14 protein-coding genes, 5 tRNA genes and 2 rRNA genes are annotated in these 17365 nt (G+C 40.5%); 3 read left to right on the plus strand and 18 right to left on the minus strand.

Features of this window, described 5'->3' with window-relative positions:
- From VTHSUH11_RS03010 to cshA, 17 genes are all read right to left on the minus strand, one after another.
- Positions 1-313 (minus strand): 23S ribosomal RNA (locus VTHSUH11_RS03010); the annotation flags it as partial.
- 347 nt (positions 314-660) lie between these two features.
- Positions 661-736: transfer RNA gene (locus VTHSUH11_RS03015), tRNA-Ala, on the minus strand.
- A 128-nt stretch (positions 737-864) separates the two neighbouring features.
- Positions 865-941, minus strand: a tRNA-Ile gene (locus tag VTHSUH11_RS03020).
- A gap of 112 nt (positions 942-1053) precedes the next feature.
- Positions 1054-2616: ribosomal RNA gene (locus tag VTHSUH11_RS03025) — 16S ribosomal RNA — on the minus strand.
- Positions 2617-2960: 344 nt separating this feature from the next.
- Positions 2961-3036: transfer RNA gene (locus tag VTHSUH11_RS03030), tRNA-Lys, on the minus strand.
- A gap of 4 nt (positions 3037-3040) precedes the next feature.
- Positions 3041-3115: transfer RNA gene (locus VTHSUH11_RS03035), tRNA-Gln, on the minus strand.
- A gap of 24 nt (positions 3116-3139) precedes the next feature.
- A tRNA-His gene (locus VTHSUH11_RS03040) sits at positions 3140-3215 on the minus strand.
- A 222-nt stretch (positions 3216-3437) separates the two neighbouring features.
- A complete protein-coding gene (speE, locus tag VTHSUH11_RS03045; RefSeq protein WP_105092610.1) occupies positions 3438-4277 on the minus strand; it encodes a polyamine aminopropyltransferase in 840 nt (279 codons plus the stop codon).
- A gap of 62 nt (positions 4278-4339) precedes the next feature.
- The gene (locus VTHSUH11_RS03050) at positions 4340-4966 is read right to left on the minus strand and encodes a hypothetical protein (RefSeq protein ID WP_059363802.1); all 627 of its coding nucleotides are present in this window, start codon (positions 4964-4966) and stop codon (positions 4340-4342) included.
- Between the two features lie 4 nt (positions 4967-4970).
- Positions 4971-5405, minus strand: coding sequence for a peptidylprolyl isomerase (locus tag VTHSUH11_RS03055; RefSeq protein WP_059363803.1), 435 nt, complete (start codon positions 5403-5405; stop codon positions 4971-4973).
- Positions 5402-6109, minus strand: a complete 708-nt coding sequence (locus VTHSUH11_RS03060) for a tRNA threonylcarbamoyladenosine dehydratase (RefSeq protein WP_105092611.1) — start codon at positions 6107-6109, stop codon at positions 5402-5404. Before VTHSUH11_RS03060 ends, VTHSUH11_RS03055 begins: the two co-directional genes overlap by 4 nt.
- Positions 6109-6483, minus strand: a complete 375-nt coding sequence (locus VTHSUH11_RS03065) for a VOC family protein (RefSeq protein ID WP_005380323.1) — start codon at positions 6481-6483, stop codon at positions 6109-6111. The genes VTHSUH11_RS03060 and VTHSUH11_RS03065 overlap by 1 nt, the downstream gene beginning before the upstream one ends.
- A gap of 79 nt (positions 6484-6562) precedes the next feature.
- A complete protein-coding gene (locus VTHSUH11_RS03070; protein ID WP_105092612.1) occupies positions 6563-9646 on the minus strand; it encodes an AAA family ATPase in 3084 nt (1027 codons plus the stop codon).
- Complete coding sequence (locus tag VTHSUH11_RS03075) at positions 9647-10882, minus strand: exonuclease SbcCD subunit D (protein ID WP_059363811.1); 1236 nt, start codon at positions 10880-10882, stop codon at positions 9647-9649.
- Between the two features lie 87 nt (positions 10883-10969).
- Positions 10970-11806 carry a deoxyribonuclease IV gene (locus tag VTHSUH11_RS03080; protein ID WP_059363813.1) on the minus strand — a complete coding sequence of 279 codons (837 nt, stop codon included), beginning with the start codon at positions 11804-11806 and terminating at the stop codon, positions 10970-10972.
- 65 nt (positions 11807-11871) lie between these two features.
- Positions 11872-12291: a Fur family transcriptional regulator gene (locus VTHSUH11_RS03085; RefSeq protein WP_105092613.1), complete on the minus strand. Its 420-nt coding sequence runs from the start codon at positions 12289-12291 to the stop codon at positions 11872-11874.
- A gap of 197 nt (positions 12292-12488) precedes the next feature.
- Positions 12489-14060 (minus strand): degradosome RNA helicase CshA, encoded by a 1572-nt coding sequence (gene cshA / locus VTHSUH11_RS03090; protein ID WP_105092614.1) that lies wholly within the window; start codon positions 14058-14060, stop codon positions 12489-12491.
- A gap of 259 nt (positions 14061-14319) precedes the next feature.
- Between cshA and VTHSUH11_RS03095 the strand changes: the two genes are divergently transcribed.
- The 3 genes from VTHSUH11_RS03095 to VTHSUH11_RS03105 all read left to right on the plus strand — a co-directional run bounded on the left by VTHSUH11_RS03095 (position 14320) and on the right by VTHSUH11_RS03105 (position 16288).
- Positions 14320-14895 carry a hypothetical protein gene (locus tag VTHSUH11_RS03095; RefSeq protein ID WP_105092615.1) on the plus strand — a complete coding sequence of 192 codons (576 nt, stop codon included), beginning with the start codon at positions 14320-14322 and terminating at the stop codon, positions 14893-14895.
- Positions 14896-14965: 70 nt separating this feature from the next.
- Entirely contained in the window at positions 14966-15556 is a 591-nt protein-coding gene (locus VTHSUH11_RS03100; protein ID WP_105092616.1) for a hypothetical protein, read from the plus strand.
- A 111-nt stretch (positions 15557-15667) separates the two neighbouring features.
- Positions 15668-16288, plus strand: a complete 621-nt coding sequence (locus VTHSUH11_RS03105) for a hypothetical protein (RefSeq protein ID WP_059363834.1) — start codon at positions 15668-15670, stop codon at positions 16286-16288.
- A 558-nt stretch (positions 16289-16846) separates the two neighbouring features.
- Here the strand turns inward: VTHSUH11_RS03105 and VTHSUH11_RS03110 are convergent.
- The gene (locus tag VTHSUH11_RS03110) at positions 16847-17230 is read right to left on the minus strand and encodes a hypothetical protein (RefSeq protein WP_016476556.1); all 384 of its coding nucleotides are present in this window, start codon (positions 17228-17230) and stop codon (positions 16847-16849) included.
- Positions 17231-17365: the final 135 nt, after the last annotated feature.

The following is a 17365-nucleotide window of genomic DNA, read 5'->3' on the forward strand; positions in this document are numbered from 1 at the left end:
TACACTTGATGACTGTCCTCAACCCCGGTGCGGTTGCCCGCTCCGGTTTGGCCTCTTTCCCGTTCGCTCGCCGCTACTAAGAAAATCTCGTTTGATTACTCTTCCTCTGGGTAATTAGATGTTTCAGTTCCCCAGGTGCCCTCCTCATAGTCTAAGCTATGGGTGACAGTGCATAACCACTGCCGGGTTCCCCCATTCGGAAATCTACGGGTCAAAGGTTGCTTGCACCTCTCCGTAGCTTATCGCAGCTTACCGCGTCCTTCTTCGGCTGATATCGCCAAGGCATCCACCGTACGCCCTTAAAATCTTTACTTATTTTGCGCCATAATTTGCGACTATCTTCGTTGTACTGCATTCAGCTCATCTTGCGTATACAAATACGCGGCGATTTCGCTTCATTGGTACGCCTCGATATTCATCAAATTCTGACGAAAATCAATTTGATTTTTAGACATGCATTAGATACATTGTCGTTAATTTTGTAGCCGTACATTTTACATGTACGTCACCATTAAGTCAGAGAATTATTTCCTATGTGCTCGGGTCAACCTACTTAGAAATTCTAAGAGATGACCTTACAAATATATATAATTATCTTCTATGCAGTTTTCAAAGAACAAACAATTTTAGTATACGGCAGACAGGCTGTCAAATACTAAATGGTGGAGACGAGGAGATTCGAACTCCTGACCCCCTGCTTGCAAGGCAGGTGCTCTCCCAACTGAGCTACGCCCCCATGAGTGGTTACGCTTTATTCTCGATAATCCATTCCGAAGAATCCGTTATCTTTTTAAAGTTATACCTATAATTAGCTCTTTTTGTCTGTACTCTACACAATGTGTATTTCAAGTAATATGAGCCAACTGGTGGGCCTAGGTGGACTCGAACCACCGACCTCACGCTTATCAGGCGTGCGCTCTAACCAGCTGAGCTATAGGCCCATATCTGTAGATTTGAGAGTCTTTACAGATCTCTCAAAACCGAACAATGTTAGGTGCCAAAGTGTCGACCTAAGTGACATCCAAGCTCTTGGCTCGGTGTATGTCTCCCTAGAAAGGAGGTGATCCAGCCGCACCTTCCGATACGGCTACCTTGTTACGACTTCACCCCAATCATCGACTTTACCTTAGACGGCTGGCTCCCGAAGGTTACCCCACCGGCTTTGGGCACTTCCGACTTTCGTGGTGTGACGGGCGGTGTGTACAAGGCCCGGGAACGTATTCACCGCAGTATGCTGACCTGCGATTACTAGCGATTCCGACTTCACGTAGGCGAATTGCAGCCTACGATCCGAACTGAGAGAGTGTTTCTCGGGTTTGCTCCATCTCGCGATCTCGCTTCCGTCTATTAACTCCCATTGTAGTACGTGTGTAGCCCAGGTCATAAGGGGCATGATGATTTGACGTCATCCCCGCCTTCCTCCGCATTGTCTGCGGCAGTCTCTCATGAGTTCCCACCCGAAGTGCTGGCAACATAAGATAGGGGTTGCGCTCGTTGCGGGACTTAACCCAACATCTCACGACACGAGCTGACGACAACCGTGCACCACCTGTTTTCTGGCTTCCGAAGAAGAGGAACTATCTCTAGTTCTGTCCATCAATGTCAAGACCTGGTAAGGTTCTTCGCGTTGCGTCGAATTAAACCACATACTCCACCGCTTGTGCGGGCCCCCGTCAATTCCTTTGAGTTTCAACCTTGCGGTCGTACTCCCCAGGCGGGGTACTTATTGCGTTAACTCCGGCACAGAAGGGGTCGATACCTCCTACACCTAGTACCCATCGTTTACGGCCAGGACTACCGGGGTATCTAATCCCGTTCGCTCCCCTGGCTTTCGCGCCTCAGCGTCAGTTTTCGTCCAGAAAGTCGCCTTCGCCACTGGTGTTCTTCCTAATATCTACGCATTTCACCGCTACACTAGGAATTCCACTTTCCTCTCCGATACTCTAGATCAGCAGTTTCCATCCCATCACGGGGTTAAGCCCCGAACTTTTAAGACAGACTGACTGATCCGCCTGCGCGCGCTTTACGCCCAATAATTCCGGACAACGCTTGCCACCTACGTATTACCGCGGCTGCTGGCACGTAGTTAGCCGTGGCTTTCTATTCCGGTACCGTCAATCCTTCTAACTATTCGCAAGAAGGCCTTTCGTCCCGATTAACAGAGCTTTACAACCCGAAGGCCGTCATCACTCACGCGGCGTTGCTCCGTCAGACTTTCGTCCATTGCGGAAGATTCCCCACTGCTGCCTCCCGTAGGAGTCTGGGCCGTGTCTCAGTCCCAATGTGGCCGTTCATCCTCTCAGACCGGCTACTGATCATCGCCTTGGTGGGCCGTTACCCCTCCAACTAGCTAATCAGACGCAATCCCCTCCTTCAGTGATAGCTTATAAATAGAGGCCACCTTTCATCCATCCTCGATGCCGAGATTGGATCGTATGCGGTATTAGCAGTCGTTTCCAACTGTTGTCCCCCTCTGAAGGGCAGGTTGATTACGCGTTACTCACCCGTTCGCCACTAAGATTCTTAGAAGCAAGCTTCCAAGTCTCTTCGTTCGACTTGCATGTGTTAAGCACGCCGCCAGCGTTCGTCCTGAGCCAGGATCAAACTCTCCAAGATATCTTGAAGCTATTTGAATAGCTCATTATTTGTTGTCGTTACATGTATGTAACTTTGAATTATGGTTGGTTTTGACTTAGTCAAAACCCGCACTCTGGCATATGTTCAATCATATGATTGATTACCTATCATTGTTCAGTTTTCAAAGATCTGTACATTAGAACTTACTCGGTCCTAACGACTTTTTAAAGTATATCAGTCATCATTTAAAACGTCAACCACTTTTTTAAGAAGTTTTGTTTTATTTTGACTAACTGTGTTACCACAATATACTTACCATCATAACCAAATTTCCTAAAATTAGAGATAGAAAACTCACAAACTTTCGTTTGTGAGTTTTAATTTGGTGACTCACCCGCGACTCGAACGCGGGACACCCTGATTAAAAGTCAGGTGCTCTGCCAACTGAGCTAGTGAGTCATGTTGGCAGGGGTGGCTGGGATCGAACCAGCGCATAACGGAGTCAAAGTCCGTTGCCTTACCACTTGGCGACACCCCTACAGTGATTACGATGTGTAGGTTATGGGGTGAGTAGTGGGGATCGAACCCACGCGTAACGGAGCCACAATCCGCCGTGTTAACCGCTTCACCATACCCACCACCTTGTAGGTACCGAAGACATCGTCTTCGTAACAAAGAGAATTATATCTGTTTTAGAAGCTTGTGTCAACAACTTTTTTTAACTTCATTTATCCTTTAGTTTTGAAGTCAATTCGTTGCATACTCCTTATACAAAACCCTTTTATATATCCTTAATAAAAAGGAAGTACCACCGTTAAATAGATTTTTAACGAATGGTGCTTTCCTATTATACATACTATTTATTTTTTTGGCAAATAGTTTTTTACAAAATTTGGCAATGCAAAAGCAGCTTTTTGAATTTCTTTATTATAGTACTTAGTTTCAAAGTTTTGCTCACGGTTCGGAGTCCATGTTAATGGATCAAATGTTTTGGATCCCAATGTAAAGCAATGCATACCTGCTGGATACAATGGAATAAAAGCTGTATATAGACGAGCAATTGGGAAGTGATCATTTACATAACCAAATACTTTTTCCACTAACGGTTGATGCAACATAGGGGATTCTGTTTGTTGTACAAATAGACCGTCAGCCTTGAGAGCTTTCAATGTATTCTTATAGAACTCTTCAGTAAAGAGACCTTCACCAGGACCGATTGGATCAGAGCAATCTACGATAATTACATCATAATAATCTTCTGCTTTTGCCATAAAGCCAATACCATCGCCAATTTTTACAGTTAACTTAGGGTGTTTTTCAATCATTGCTTCCGCAATAGTTGGTAAGTATTGTTTAGCGAGTTCTACAACTTTACCATCGATTTCTACCATAGTCACTTCTTTTACACAATCATGGCGTACACATTCTCTAGCTACGCCCCCATCTCCACCGCCGATAATCAATACGCGTTCAGGATTTGGATGTAAAAATAAAGGAACATGGCTCATCATTTCGTGATAAATAAACTCTTCTCGTTCAGATGTTTGGAACACACCATCTAAAGCGAGCATCATGCCATACTCTTTAGATTTAAAGACTTCAATTTTTTGGAATTCAGATTCGCCAGAATATAGTACTTCTTCAGCCTCTGCACTAAGGCGTAAATGAGGAGTTTGCTCCTCGGTAATCCATTGACTCATAATAGCCTCCTATCTATATAGGTAGAGCGACAGCTTTCACCATCGCTCTTATAACCCTACACTTATTTCTTGGTTATATAACAAAATCCACCACCAAGAATAGTATCTTGCAACCAATTAACCAAAGAGAAATCACGAATCTCTCCTTCATCAAAAATGCCACAACGAATATCATCACCATCTATAAACAACTTATAAATAGGAACCCAATGCCAGGTATAAAGGGCCTTTTCTTTCCCCTTGTGACGATTTAAAAAGGCTACTGGAACATCTTGTGATAATCCATTATGAATAAATTGGGCTGCTGCGTCTATTTCAATACGAGATGCCGAAAAAGGTGACACATTCAACATATGTACATCATAAGATAAGCCTTTATCCTCGAGCAAACGAGTAAGACCGCGTTCCATCCATTGTGTTTTATATACGCCACCACCAAAGCGTGGCTTTACATATTTCCAAACTAAGTTCATCCGTTCTAAAGCTAGCGTTTTATCGGATGTGGTTTCCAGATCTAATAAGCCATCCCTAAATAATGAATAGCCCAATACTTGTGATGCCGATGTAGGACCACAACCAGACAAGCGTTGCCACTCATCAGTGAACCACTCTTGGTCATACCCATATGATGTTTTACCATTTACATCGATATATAGCCATTCTGGATGTTTAATAGATACATCATTCATGAGATTAACCTTCGATTACTTCCACAGTTTCCATGATAGCACCTTGGTGGATACCATCAACTACGTCCATACCTTCGATTACTTTACCAAATACTGTATGAACACCATCTAAATGAGGTTGTGGTTCATATACGATAAAGAATTGGCTGCCGCCAGTGTTAGGACCACGGTGAGCCATGGACAATGCACCACGTTCATGTTTATGTGGATTACCAACTAATTCGTCTTTAATTGTATAGCCTGGGCCACCTGTACCGTTACCATTAGGACAACCACCTTGTGCTACGAAGCCAGGGATTACACGGTGGAAGCGAAGTCCGTTGTAGAAGCCTTTGTTGATTAAGTCTACAAAGTTTTGTACTGTGCCAGGAGCTTCTTTATCAAATAATTCAATTACGATATCGCCGCCGTCAGCCATATGGATTTTTGCTTGTTTCATTGTTTAGGTACCTCCAAAATTGTACGCAACACATGTGCTGCTAATATAAAACCTGCCACTGGTGGCACAAAACTACATGTTCCTGGGCTCGTTGCTTCGCCGCGGAACTGTGGTTTTGTCGGTTTTTCTGTAGAAAATAAAACTAATTGTTTTTTTATACCCCGTTTCTTGAGTTCCCGGCGCATAACGCGTGCCAACGGGCATGTATGAGACTTATTGATATCTGCAATCATAAGTTTTTCTGGGTAAAAGCGATTACCGCCGCCCATACAGGAAATAACAGGGATGCTTTCACGTTGGCAAACCTCGATAATATTGAGTTTTGCCGTTACCATATCAATGGCATCGATCACATAATCAACGTTCAAGCTTTGAATAAATCCAGGATAGTTCTCCTCAGTATACATAATATCGTGAGTTTCTATCACTACATCAGGATTAATGGAAAGAGCTCGCGCCTTTGCGACCTCAACCTTACGTTCTCCAATGGTATCGTGTGTCGTAATCATTTGACGATTCAAATTGCTAGGTGCAATGGAATCACCATCAATAATAACGATGCGCCCTACACCAGCACGTACTAGAGCCTCGATGGCCCCACCGCCGACACCACCAACACCAAAGAGCGCAATAGATGTATCCTTTAATGTTTGGATTTTATCAGGCCCAACCAACCACTCTAAACGAGTTAACATATATTCCATTAATATTTACCCGCCGGAATGATTTCTGTCCAATATCCATCAGGATCAGCGATAAAATAAATACCCATGTCGGCATTTTCATAGGCTACAACACCCATCTCTTTATGTTTTTTTAGAGCTGCTTCGTAGTCATCTACATAAAATGCCAAGTGGAATTCATTATCCCCTAAATTATAAGGGCGATCCCAATCGCGCAACCATGTAAGTTCTAATTCATGTGCCGTATATGGACTTTTTAAATATACAAGGGTAAAAGCACCGCTTGGGTCTTCCAAGCGACGAGCCTCTTCAAGCAGTAAGGCCTCTTTATAGAAGGCTAAACTCTTATCAAGATCCTTAACATTTATATTATTATGAGCAAATGAAAACTTCATAGGACCTCCTTTTATAAATACAGTATGTTTTTGTAGGAATTATCCTCTTTTAATAGTATCACATTTTGTAAATGTATAGCTAGTTAATCACAAATTTTGCCGTACTGCCATCATCACCACGTGTGACCTCTAAATGAGCAGGTATACGAGTTTTCAATTCCGGTACATGAGAAATCATACCGATGAGGCGCCCCGATGATTGTAGTTGTACCAATGTTTCCATAGCGAGCTCCAATGTATCAGGGTCAAGTGTACCAAACCCTTCATCAATGAACATCGTATCCATATGAATACCACCGGCATAACTTTGAATTACGTCGGCAAGACCTAAGGCAAGTGCCATAGAGGCCAAAAAGGTTTCACCACCAGACAAGGTATTCGCAGGTCTAGATTGTCCTGTGAAAGCGTCCATTACGGCCAAATCAAGGCCTTGCTTGCCACGGCCGCCACCGGTATAGTCTGAACGCTCCAAAGAGTAACGGCTACGGCTCATCTTTTGAAGACGTAAATTGGCTGCATAAACAACCTCATCTAAAATGGCCCCCAATACATAGCGCTCAAAGGTGACATTTTTAAAACCTTGTTCCCCCCCATTAGCGAGATCATTCAATCGACTTAAGAAGGCTACCTTCTCTCGGGCCTCACCCATAGCTGATTCAATTTCCTCTAGTGAAGCAAGTGTAGTTTCTATATGCTGTGTTTCTTTATCCCAGGCCGCCAAATTGCCTACCAATGTATCACGACATTCTACCGCTGCATCATATACTTCATCCGAAACAGTATCGCTAGGTTTAACCACAGCCTCCGTAGTCTTTAGTGCCGCATCATATACAGCTTGTGCTGTACTAAAGGCCTCTTCCAAGTCATATAACTTAGATTTAAAATCCTCTAACGCATTAAAGTCACTCAATGCTTCAACAAAATCAATTTCACTTAACGATATAGATTGCAATGACTGTATATATTCCCCATGGAGAAAATCAAGATTCTTTTGTTCTTCTTTTACTTGAGAAGATAAGATTTCTAGTCGACCTCGTTTAGCACTTAGCTGCCCTCGAGCCTCCTCTAATTGTTTTGTAGTCACCGTTAACTGCGCATCATACTCTTTAATTTCTGATGCTAAGAATATCACTTGATTACGCCACAACTCTATATCCGTAGTAGGCAACGACTCTGACAAGGAATCTATTTTTGCTTGTACAGAACTGATACTAATCTCTAGTTCATGCAATGCTTTAAGCAATTCATTATGCGCAAGTTCTGATTTAGCCAACGTATCCTTAGCGGTGCTTAACCTACGCTCCGCATCAGAAATAGTCTTACCTAGCTGTTCAGATTCACCACATAACGTTTTAAATCGTTCCATTTGAGATAACAGAACTTGTTGAAGCGATACAAAGTTTTCTTTAGAAAACCCATCTATAGAGGACTGAAGAATCGAAACTTGTGCGTCCATATGGTTAGATAATTCATGCATCCGCCCCACTAACGCATCCCTTTGACCAACTTCATTCGCTTGTTGTTGTAACTTTTTATCACGAAGGTCTCGAGCAGCTTCAACCTCATCCTTAGTAGGATATAATTCTGGCTTAGTTGCTAAATGAGGATGTTCTGTAGATCCACATACTGGGCAAGGCTCATCTTCTTTCACGAAAGGAACCAGTTCATACGCGCGCCCTTCTTGCATTAAATGCTCTAGCCGCTCTAAATGTACCTTCGCCTCTTTCACTGTTGTATCCAGAGTTGATACGATCTCATTCTTAATGTCGATTTCTTTTTGAACCTGACTAATTTCTTCTACCAACTCAGAATATCTGTGCACATGATTAAGCTGTTCTTGAATAACAGGAACCTGCTCCAGTAGTGTACTATTCTCTTGAAAGCGTTTACGTAAACCCTCAACATCTACTTCTATCTGTTTGATGAGCTGGCGTTGTATCTCTAGGTTCGCTTCACTTTTTTTACTATCCAATTGTTTTACATTACCACGTAGTGTAGACATCTTTTTTTTCAACAATCCTAATTCATCAAACTTTTCAGACTGTTGTTGGAGTTGAGCCAAAGTAGTCCTCTTAGATTGTATCGTTTCAGCTTGAGATTCTAACGCTTCATGAACCTCTATACAGTTAGTCTCATGTTGAGTAGCAGTGTCTACACTTTTTTCTGCATCGGACAGTGCCCGTTCTAATGTTGTTAAACTAGACTGTTTATCAATGTATTGTTGATACAATGCATGAACTGGAGATAAGGAATTGAGGAATTGAACCTTTTCACTCAATTGTGTGCGCTCAAGTTCTTTAGCTTTTACCAAGTCCAATTTAGATGTAGCCTCTACAAGAGATTGTTGCGCTTGATTATATAAGGCCCACTCCTTACGCAAGGCATTAAATTGTTCTACCTCATTAACAGCCCTATCTCGTTCTACTACAAGTACATCACGATGTGATACTCGATTAGATAACAGTTCACGTACATGTTCGACAGTTAGCACAGGAGTCTCTTCATCGCGAGGAATAGACTGCATCAACGCCGTTTGTTTAGTGAGATTTACCTCTATACCTGATTTCGCTTCATCATAAGCAGCTTTAAGGGCCTCTTGTAATTTTCGGTATAGCTCTGTTCTAAACAGAGTATGTAGTAATTCTTCACGCTCACTAGTGGAGGCTACTAGTAATTTCCGGAATTCTCCTTGTGGCAACAATACCACTTGTAAAAATTGATCCTTCCGAAAACCTATGATTCGTTGAATTGTATCGCGAACAGCGGTGGCAGAAGTAGCAACGACCTTCCACTCACCATCTTTCATTTCGTATACAGTAGCGCTAGCGTTCTGTTCCCGCATACCGGTGCCACGTTTTTTGGCTACCATCTGTTTTGGTAATCTTTCAACACGGTATTGAGCATCTCCGATAGCAAAGGAAAAATCTACACGCGTCATGCGCTCAGATTCCGCAAAATCGCTGCGGATAGCATCGGTTTTCCGCACTTCTCCACTTGGCTCGCCATACAAGGCATATACCATGGCGTCTAATATAGATGTTTTACCTGCCCCCGTGGGACCAGAGATAAGGAACATGGAATGGTCTTGGAGTGCACTAAAATCCAAGGTAACCGAATCTCGATACGGACCAAAGGCTTCTATAGTTAAAGATATAGGCTTCATCTAGTCCTCCTTGATAATTCGGTCCCACACAGAGTCGATATATGACTGTTCCGCCTCTGTTAATGGCTCTTTCCACACGGTTTCTGCAAACTGATTAAACAATTGACGTTCATTTAGCTCTTTAAATACGGAATCCCCCATGTCAGCCATAGGCGCTGCCACACGACCTACTAGGTCAATCGTCATACAGCAACGATACACTTGGCGCAATTTGGCCATCCCATCCATTATAGGCATCGTATCGAGCAATCGAGCCTGCACATAATCGTCTTTATGCTTAGCCTGTAATTCCTTATTATTTAGTAAATCTTCAAAATAACCTTCTAAAATAACTACATCTCTCTTTGGCTCTACAGGAATGGTACTAATATCTACCTTCCCGTTTGTATCCATATCAATAATAGTAAAAGATTTCTTCTGCTCATGTTCATCAAAGGAATATTTTAAAGGCGATCCGCTATAGCGAATATGGTCTGCCCCCATCCGTTGCGGTCCATGTAAATGTCCAAGAGCTGTATAGTGAAAGTTTTTAAAAACGTGAGGGCTCACCTGTTCACTACCACCTACAGACAATGTTCGTTCCGAACCACCTACTTCGCCCCCCATTACAAAGGCGTGACTAATGGCAATGCTACGCATCCGTTTTGGCACTTGTTTATATAGATAATCACTCCAAGCCTGATACATTTGGTCATAATTATGTAAATTAAGTGCGACCTCTTCTTGATCCTTATCATCTACATAGGAAAATAAAGTATCATCAGTCATATCCGCATCAACTGGTTTTGATTCACTGGAGTTCAGTCCCAAAGCGTCACCTATACGACGAGGCTCACTAAAGGGCATGGGGCAAATGGCTACCTTACCATCGGAGCTTTCAAATTCAAAGGGACGTAACGCATGATGAGGTGAACCCCAAATATGAATGCCAGATTGGCCCAACATAGCACGTCCCACTTCGAGGCGCTCTGCCCCATCGTGATTGCCACTTACTACAAAGAGTGGCATCTTATAATCCATAGCGAGACGAGTAATGATAGAGTCCCATAATTCAATGGCTTCTATAGGTGGTACCGCCCGATCAAATACATCCCCTGCAAGCAATATGCCATCGATTTTTTCGTCTTTCAAAATAGAAAAGAACTGATGCTCCAATACAGGAGCTTGGTCTTCCGTTAAATACTGACCATAAAATATACGCCCTAAATGCCAGTCTGCAGTATGTAAAAAACGCATTTCATCCCCCTTTCCAGTTCTCCCTATACCTTATATAAATTTAGTTTATACCAATTATTATATAACTAAATTTACAGTTTTGCTTAATTATTGATTCTCTACGATAGAGCGCAACATAGCAATTTCTTTAGCATAACCATCTAATTCATTTGGCGTTTCCAAGTAGAATGGCAAATTCGTCAATTTAGGATGTGTTACAATGCGGGCAATTGCATCGATACCAATATGACCTTCCCCAATTTTTTCATGACGATCTTTATGTGCCCCCATAGGATTTTTTGAATCATTCAAGTGAATAGCTTTCAAACGGTCAAGACCAACAATACGATTGAACTCGTCGATAACACCATCTAAATTATTAACGATGTCATAACCACCTTCGTGAATATGGCAAGTATCTACACAAACACCCATGTACTCTTTTAATTTTACACCGTCAATAATACGAGCAATTTCTTCAAAACGAGAGCCAATTTCCGTACCCTTACCAGCCATAACCTCTAAAAGAACCGTTGTTTTCATGCCTGGAAATAAGATTTCATTCAAGCACTCCACGATGTATTCGATGCCTTGGTCAACACCTTGCTTTACATGACTGCCGGGATGAAAGTTATACATCTGGCCTGGTAAATATTCCATGCGTTCTAAGTCTTCTGTCATGGCTTGTTTTGCAAAAGCGCGCAAATCTTCCTTTGCTGCACATGGATTATACGTGTAAGGTGCATGGGCTAACAAGGTACCAAAGTTATGTTCTTTCATATACGCACTAAGACTATTCATATCCTCCACATCGAGAGCACGCATGCTACCACCACGAGGATTGCGCGTAAAGTATTGGAATGTATTGCCACCAATTTTGGTAGCTTCCTTTCCCATATGTAAATATCCTTTTGATATTGATAAATGTGAACCTATAATAAACATTAAATTTCCCTTCCACTCTATTTTTACTCAAAAACCCCCTGCATCTTATACGCAGGGGGCGTCTGTTAGTGACTTTCTTTTTTTGCACATTCTGGGCATACGCCTTCGAATGTAATTTGTTGTCCTGTAATTTGATAAGCACTAGCTTTTCCAGCAATATCGGAAATAGCATGAAGATCGACATTCATCATATCTTCTACTTTGTTACAACGAACACAGCGAATGTGAGCATGCGCAGTCGTATCCCAATCGTAATGAGCTCGTTCATCGCCTACTTCCAACACTTTAACAAGGCCAATTTTTTCAAAAATTTCCATTGTTTTGTATACTGTTGCTAAACTCATGCTTGGATGCATAGGACGCAATCTATGATAAATCATCTCTGCCGTTGGATGATTGTGGTAACCACGCAAAGCATCATAAATTGCAATTCGTTGAGGAGTTACCTTGAACCCTTCGCTTCGCAAAATTTGTGCGATATCCATAATAATCTACCTTTCTCCACTTGGAAACATATCGGTACTCTATCGTCCATTTTCAAACAATAATTATTATTTATTGTACCATTCCAGTAGATTTTAAGCAATAAAAAACGTGGATTTATACAATCCACGTTTCTCATAACTCATATTTACTATTAATCTGTATTCAAGCTCTGTATTAAACCAAATTCACACTGTAATTAGTCTTTAAAATATGGTTTAAATCCTTCACCTTGATGACGTGGTTTACGATCTGCTTTAGGACGTTCACTACGACGGTCATCACGGCGACGGCTATCACGACGCTCACCTCTACGTTCATCGCGATTGCGGCGAGGACGATCTTCACGACGACGATCTCCGTCACGGCGGCGTTCCCCATCTCTGCGACGGTCACCATCACGACGACGGCGATCACCTCGACCACCTTCACGGCGGCGACGTACACGTAAAGGTTTTTCTTCCGTAATATTGACAGGTGTTGTATCTGGTTCTTTAGTTAACAACTTAAGAGCCGCTGCCAACAATGTAACAGAATCAGTATCATTCAACAACTCTTCAGCACTTACTTTAAATGGCGCCAACTCTTCTACATTGCCTGCCATTTCAACTAAACTTTCAACAGCAATACGTTGTTGGCCTTCCAAAACTTCACCTAAGGACGGCGCACGACGCTTCGCAATTTTGCGTTTCGTTAAGCGTTCAATAGCATGAAGGTGTTCAATTTCACGAGGGATAACAAATGTATATGCTTCGCCTGTCTTACCTGCACGGCCTGTACGACCTACGCGATGCGTATAGCTTTCAGGATCTTGAGGCAAATCATAGTTATATACATGAGATACGCCGGAAATATCAAGGCCACGAGCAGCCACATCAGTAGCTACAAGAATGTCAATTGTACCTTCTCGGAATTGACGAATTACACTATCACGTTTTTGTTGTGATAAATCACCATGGATACCTTCCGCCATATAGCCACGTTTTTTAAGAGCTTCTGTTACTTCATCAACACGACGTTTTGTACGTGTAAAGATAATAGCCAGCTCTGGTGCTTGTAAGTCGAACAAACGGCATAACACGTCAAATTTTTGACGATCTTGTACCTCGATATAGTATTGTTCGATAAGATCCATCGTTACTTGCGTAGGTTTCATACGAATCAACGTTGGCTCTGTAAGGTATGTTTCTGCTAACTCGCGAATAGCCTTAGGCATTGTTGCAGAGAATAGCAATGTTTGGTGATCTTCTGGGATAGCCCCTAAAATTTTGTTGATGTCATCTACAAAGCCCATGTTTAACATTTCATCAGCTTCGTCAAGAACGACAATCTTAACGTCTTCAAATTTAATAGAACCGCGGTCCATATGGTCCATCAATCGGCCTGGTGTGGCAACAATGATTTGCGGATTCTTTTTCAATGCACGGAATTGACGGTTAATATCTTGGCCACCATAGATAGGTAATGCCGTAATATCCGTATACTGAGCCATTTTATTAAGCTCTTCTGCTACTTGAATAGCTAATTCGCGTGTAGGGGACAAAATCACTACTTGAACGTGACGATTACTGCCGTCTACGCGTTCCAATACAGGTAGGCCAAAGGCCGCTGTCTTACCAGTACCCGTTTGAGCTTGGCCGATCATGTCTCTACCGCTCATGGCAACTGGGATAGCTTCCTGTTGAATTGGCGTAGGCTCTTCAAAGCCCATATCGTTTAACGCACGTAGAACAGGTTCGCTAATCATTAATTGTTCAAATTTTTCTAACATCTAAATGTGTTTCCTCCTATCGCGCACGAATTATGCGCGTTAGAACAGTATATCATATTTCGATTGTGAAAGCTATTACATCAAACTATTTTCTAATACATATATCCGCTTATACTAATCAACTATATGAGTAAACATATAATTTAGGTATAATATAATTAATATAATATACCCCAAAATTCCGCCAATAATAAAGCAATGCCTTTTAAGATATTACAATTTTACTGAACATTCAAGAGCATTATAAAAGGAACATACAATGAAACCACTTACTCTTAAACGATTTGTATTATTACCATTAATTATATTCTCTCTCATAATGACAACAGGTTGTCATCTTCTCTCCCATTACAGTGAGGATGAGGTACACCAATATATAAATAAGAACTATCCTAATCTGACCTATCACCTAGAGTCACGAAGGGGCAATACATGGCAAATCACCTTTGACAAATATCCACAAATGCCCATTGAAATATCTGAAGTCTTGCACACCTCTGCACCTGTTGTGCCACAAGTTGAGCGAATACTGATAACCAATATCCCGTTAATAACTACATTCCCATTAATGAAAAACTATCTAACAACAGAAGAATTATCCTATGCTACATACGATACATCTACTTTGTATATTGAAATGCCTATCCCCTATTCAGCCATAGAAAACCATGATGTAACAAATTTTTACAATCGAATGGATCAATTCTGCAAAGAATATGCTGCAACATATCCAGATTTCAAAGAAAAAATATATATTAGAGTCATCATAAAACCGTCTGATGGTTCTGATTCACCGGAAGAGTATAGAAAAGTATTCCGTTTATCCCAATATTAATAAAGAAATTATGTTAAGTATAATACTATTGTAATGAATACGCCTTTATAATCGAAGGAGATCCATTGAAATGAAAATACAGCATAAAGCCTTTACAACTATGGTGTTTCTCGCTATACTACTCACCACATCTGGATGCCACCTATTCACACACTATTCTACTGAGGAAGTAAAAGAATATATATCTCAAAACTACCCTCATATGCCTTACACCATAGAAAAACACATTAACCACACCTGGACCGCAACCTTCGACGCCTATCCAAATCTACCTATTTTAATACAGGAAGAAAATGTAAATTACGATGGTGGTGGCCTCCCTATTACAGATAAATTCATTTATACAAATATTCCTTTGGTAACCATATACCCTTTATTTCAAAAATATCTCACCGATGAAGAATTAAACTATGTATCTTATAGGAGATACCTTTTCGGAGAAGATGCTTGGAGTTTCAGCCTCACTATTCCATATGATGCGGTCCACAATCATGATATTCAAAACCTCTTTCTTCGCATCCAGCAACTTTGTGAGGAATGTAAAAATATGTATCCTCAGTTCAACACAACAATGAATATTCGTGTAGAAGTAAAATCAGCTGATGGTTCACCTACCCTGCCAGAACATTTAAAAATATTTAACGTCAACAAAACTAAATAGTGCTTTAAAAGGATTTTCATAAAACGATTGCTTCTCTTTCATTTAATATACATATACCTGATTATAATAATCAGTATATATATTCATTTTAATTTAGAGAGAGAGGAAATTATGAACGGAATCAATTGGACACATCTATTAACACTCACCTTATCCCCTGAAAAAGGTAGCAATGAACTCAAAAACACGGGCACCCTTAGTGAAGCCCTACCAATGGGTATTATTACGTATCTGGCAATGGCAATATTAACCTATATCTTAGCTTGCATTACAACAAGCATTGTAGGCTATAAATTCTTTACCATTTTTTCATTCACTACCTTATTGGGTCTTATATTTAAAGGACTTTTGAAAGCTATCATCCCTGCTCTACTAGCAAGCTATATCTTTAATTTTTACTGTCAGCGTACATATCCTACAGTAAACGTAAACTTACCAGATACAATTAAACAATTCATGTATGGTGTAAGTGTATATGCTCTACTTGTGTTAGTTCAAAATATCGTGCTCATGCCGTTCATGATAGGCATCTATACTGCCACATTCCCATATGGTCTAGTAAGAACAGTTATATTCATCTTAAATGTTTTAGTTTATGGGTGGACCGCATTTGCTTTATTAAAACTATGTATTGCAGAATACAATATGTCTGTACGCGATACAGCAATAACCTTAGTAGTTAGTATCGTTCCACTCATCGTGATCAACTACATCATAAAAAATGTCTTCTAATGCTATGGAAACAAAATTATAATGAATAACTCGAAAGGGGCTGTAACAGAATGCGGTTTTCCGCATTCTAGTTGCAGCCCCTTTATAATATAAGAAACACAAAAATTGGGGTTATAGGACAAAATGTATTGATAAAAAAATACAAACCTTGATTTTACTGCCCCCAATAAAGTTATAACTTCTTGTGAATGATACTCTAAGAATGTACTAAAATGATGATATAAAAAAGTATAATTTTGATTTCATCACTGACAATATAATTAAGGTGGTAATCATATGTAATACACATATGATATTAACCGTGTATTTACTATAACATCATTATTGGAATAACAATAAAACACCTATGATTAATAAGTTTTATAATCTTATATAGGCTTTAGTTTTGAAGATACACCCCATATTGTATTATGAGCTGAAAGACATGTATAAATAAGGATGTAATATAATCCTTATCTATGTTAGAGTAATTAATAGTTAAATATGTCTAAATACACAATAGAGGCATGTTTATCCATTTCTAATAAATACACCTCTATTCGATTAGATAAATAACTATTAATATAACTCAGCCAAGAAAATAATAGCAAACACCCACAATACAACGCCATATGTCATATTTGTTTTTACTTTATCAAGACTTACCTTTCCATTCTGTAACAATTTTCCCGTCATACTATAAGGGATCATCGGCCCTGGAACCAATACTGTAATGTAAAACTCTAGGCTTTGAGCTGTATATTCTACACCATTTAATAGATACTTAACATCATATCCATAAATAACTGTGAAATTAGGAAGTTCTTTAATAATTCTAGGCTTAACTGACAAAATCTCTACAGAAATACCTTTTCGACGACACCAGAAACGATATGTAATAAAATATGTCCCCCAAATCATAAGAACGATTGCCACGCAAAACTGCCATGGATTAACAAACATTATTTCTCTTCCCTTCTAAAGTTGATTTTGATATCCTACGAATTTAACCATGGTTTGATTTACAGATATATGTGCACCAGCTTCAATACCAATAACATGTAAAGTATAACCACCTACAGCAGCACTCAGCCATTG

It is taken from the genome of Veillonella tobetsuensis (genome assembly GCF_002959935.1).
Classification (GTDB): Bacteria; Bacillota; Negativicutes; order Veillonellales; family Veillonellaceae; genus Veillonella; species Veillonella tobetsuensis.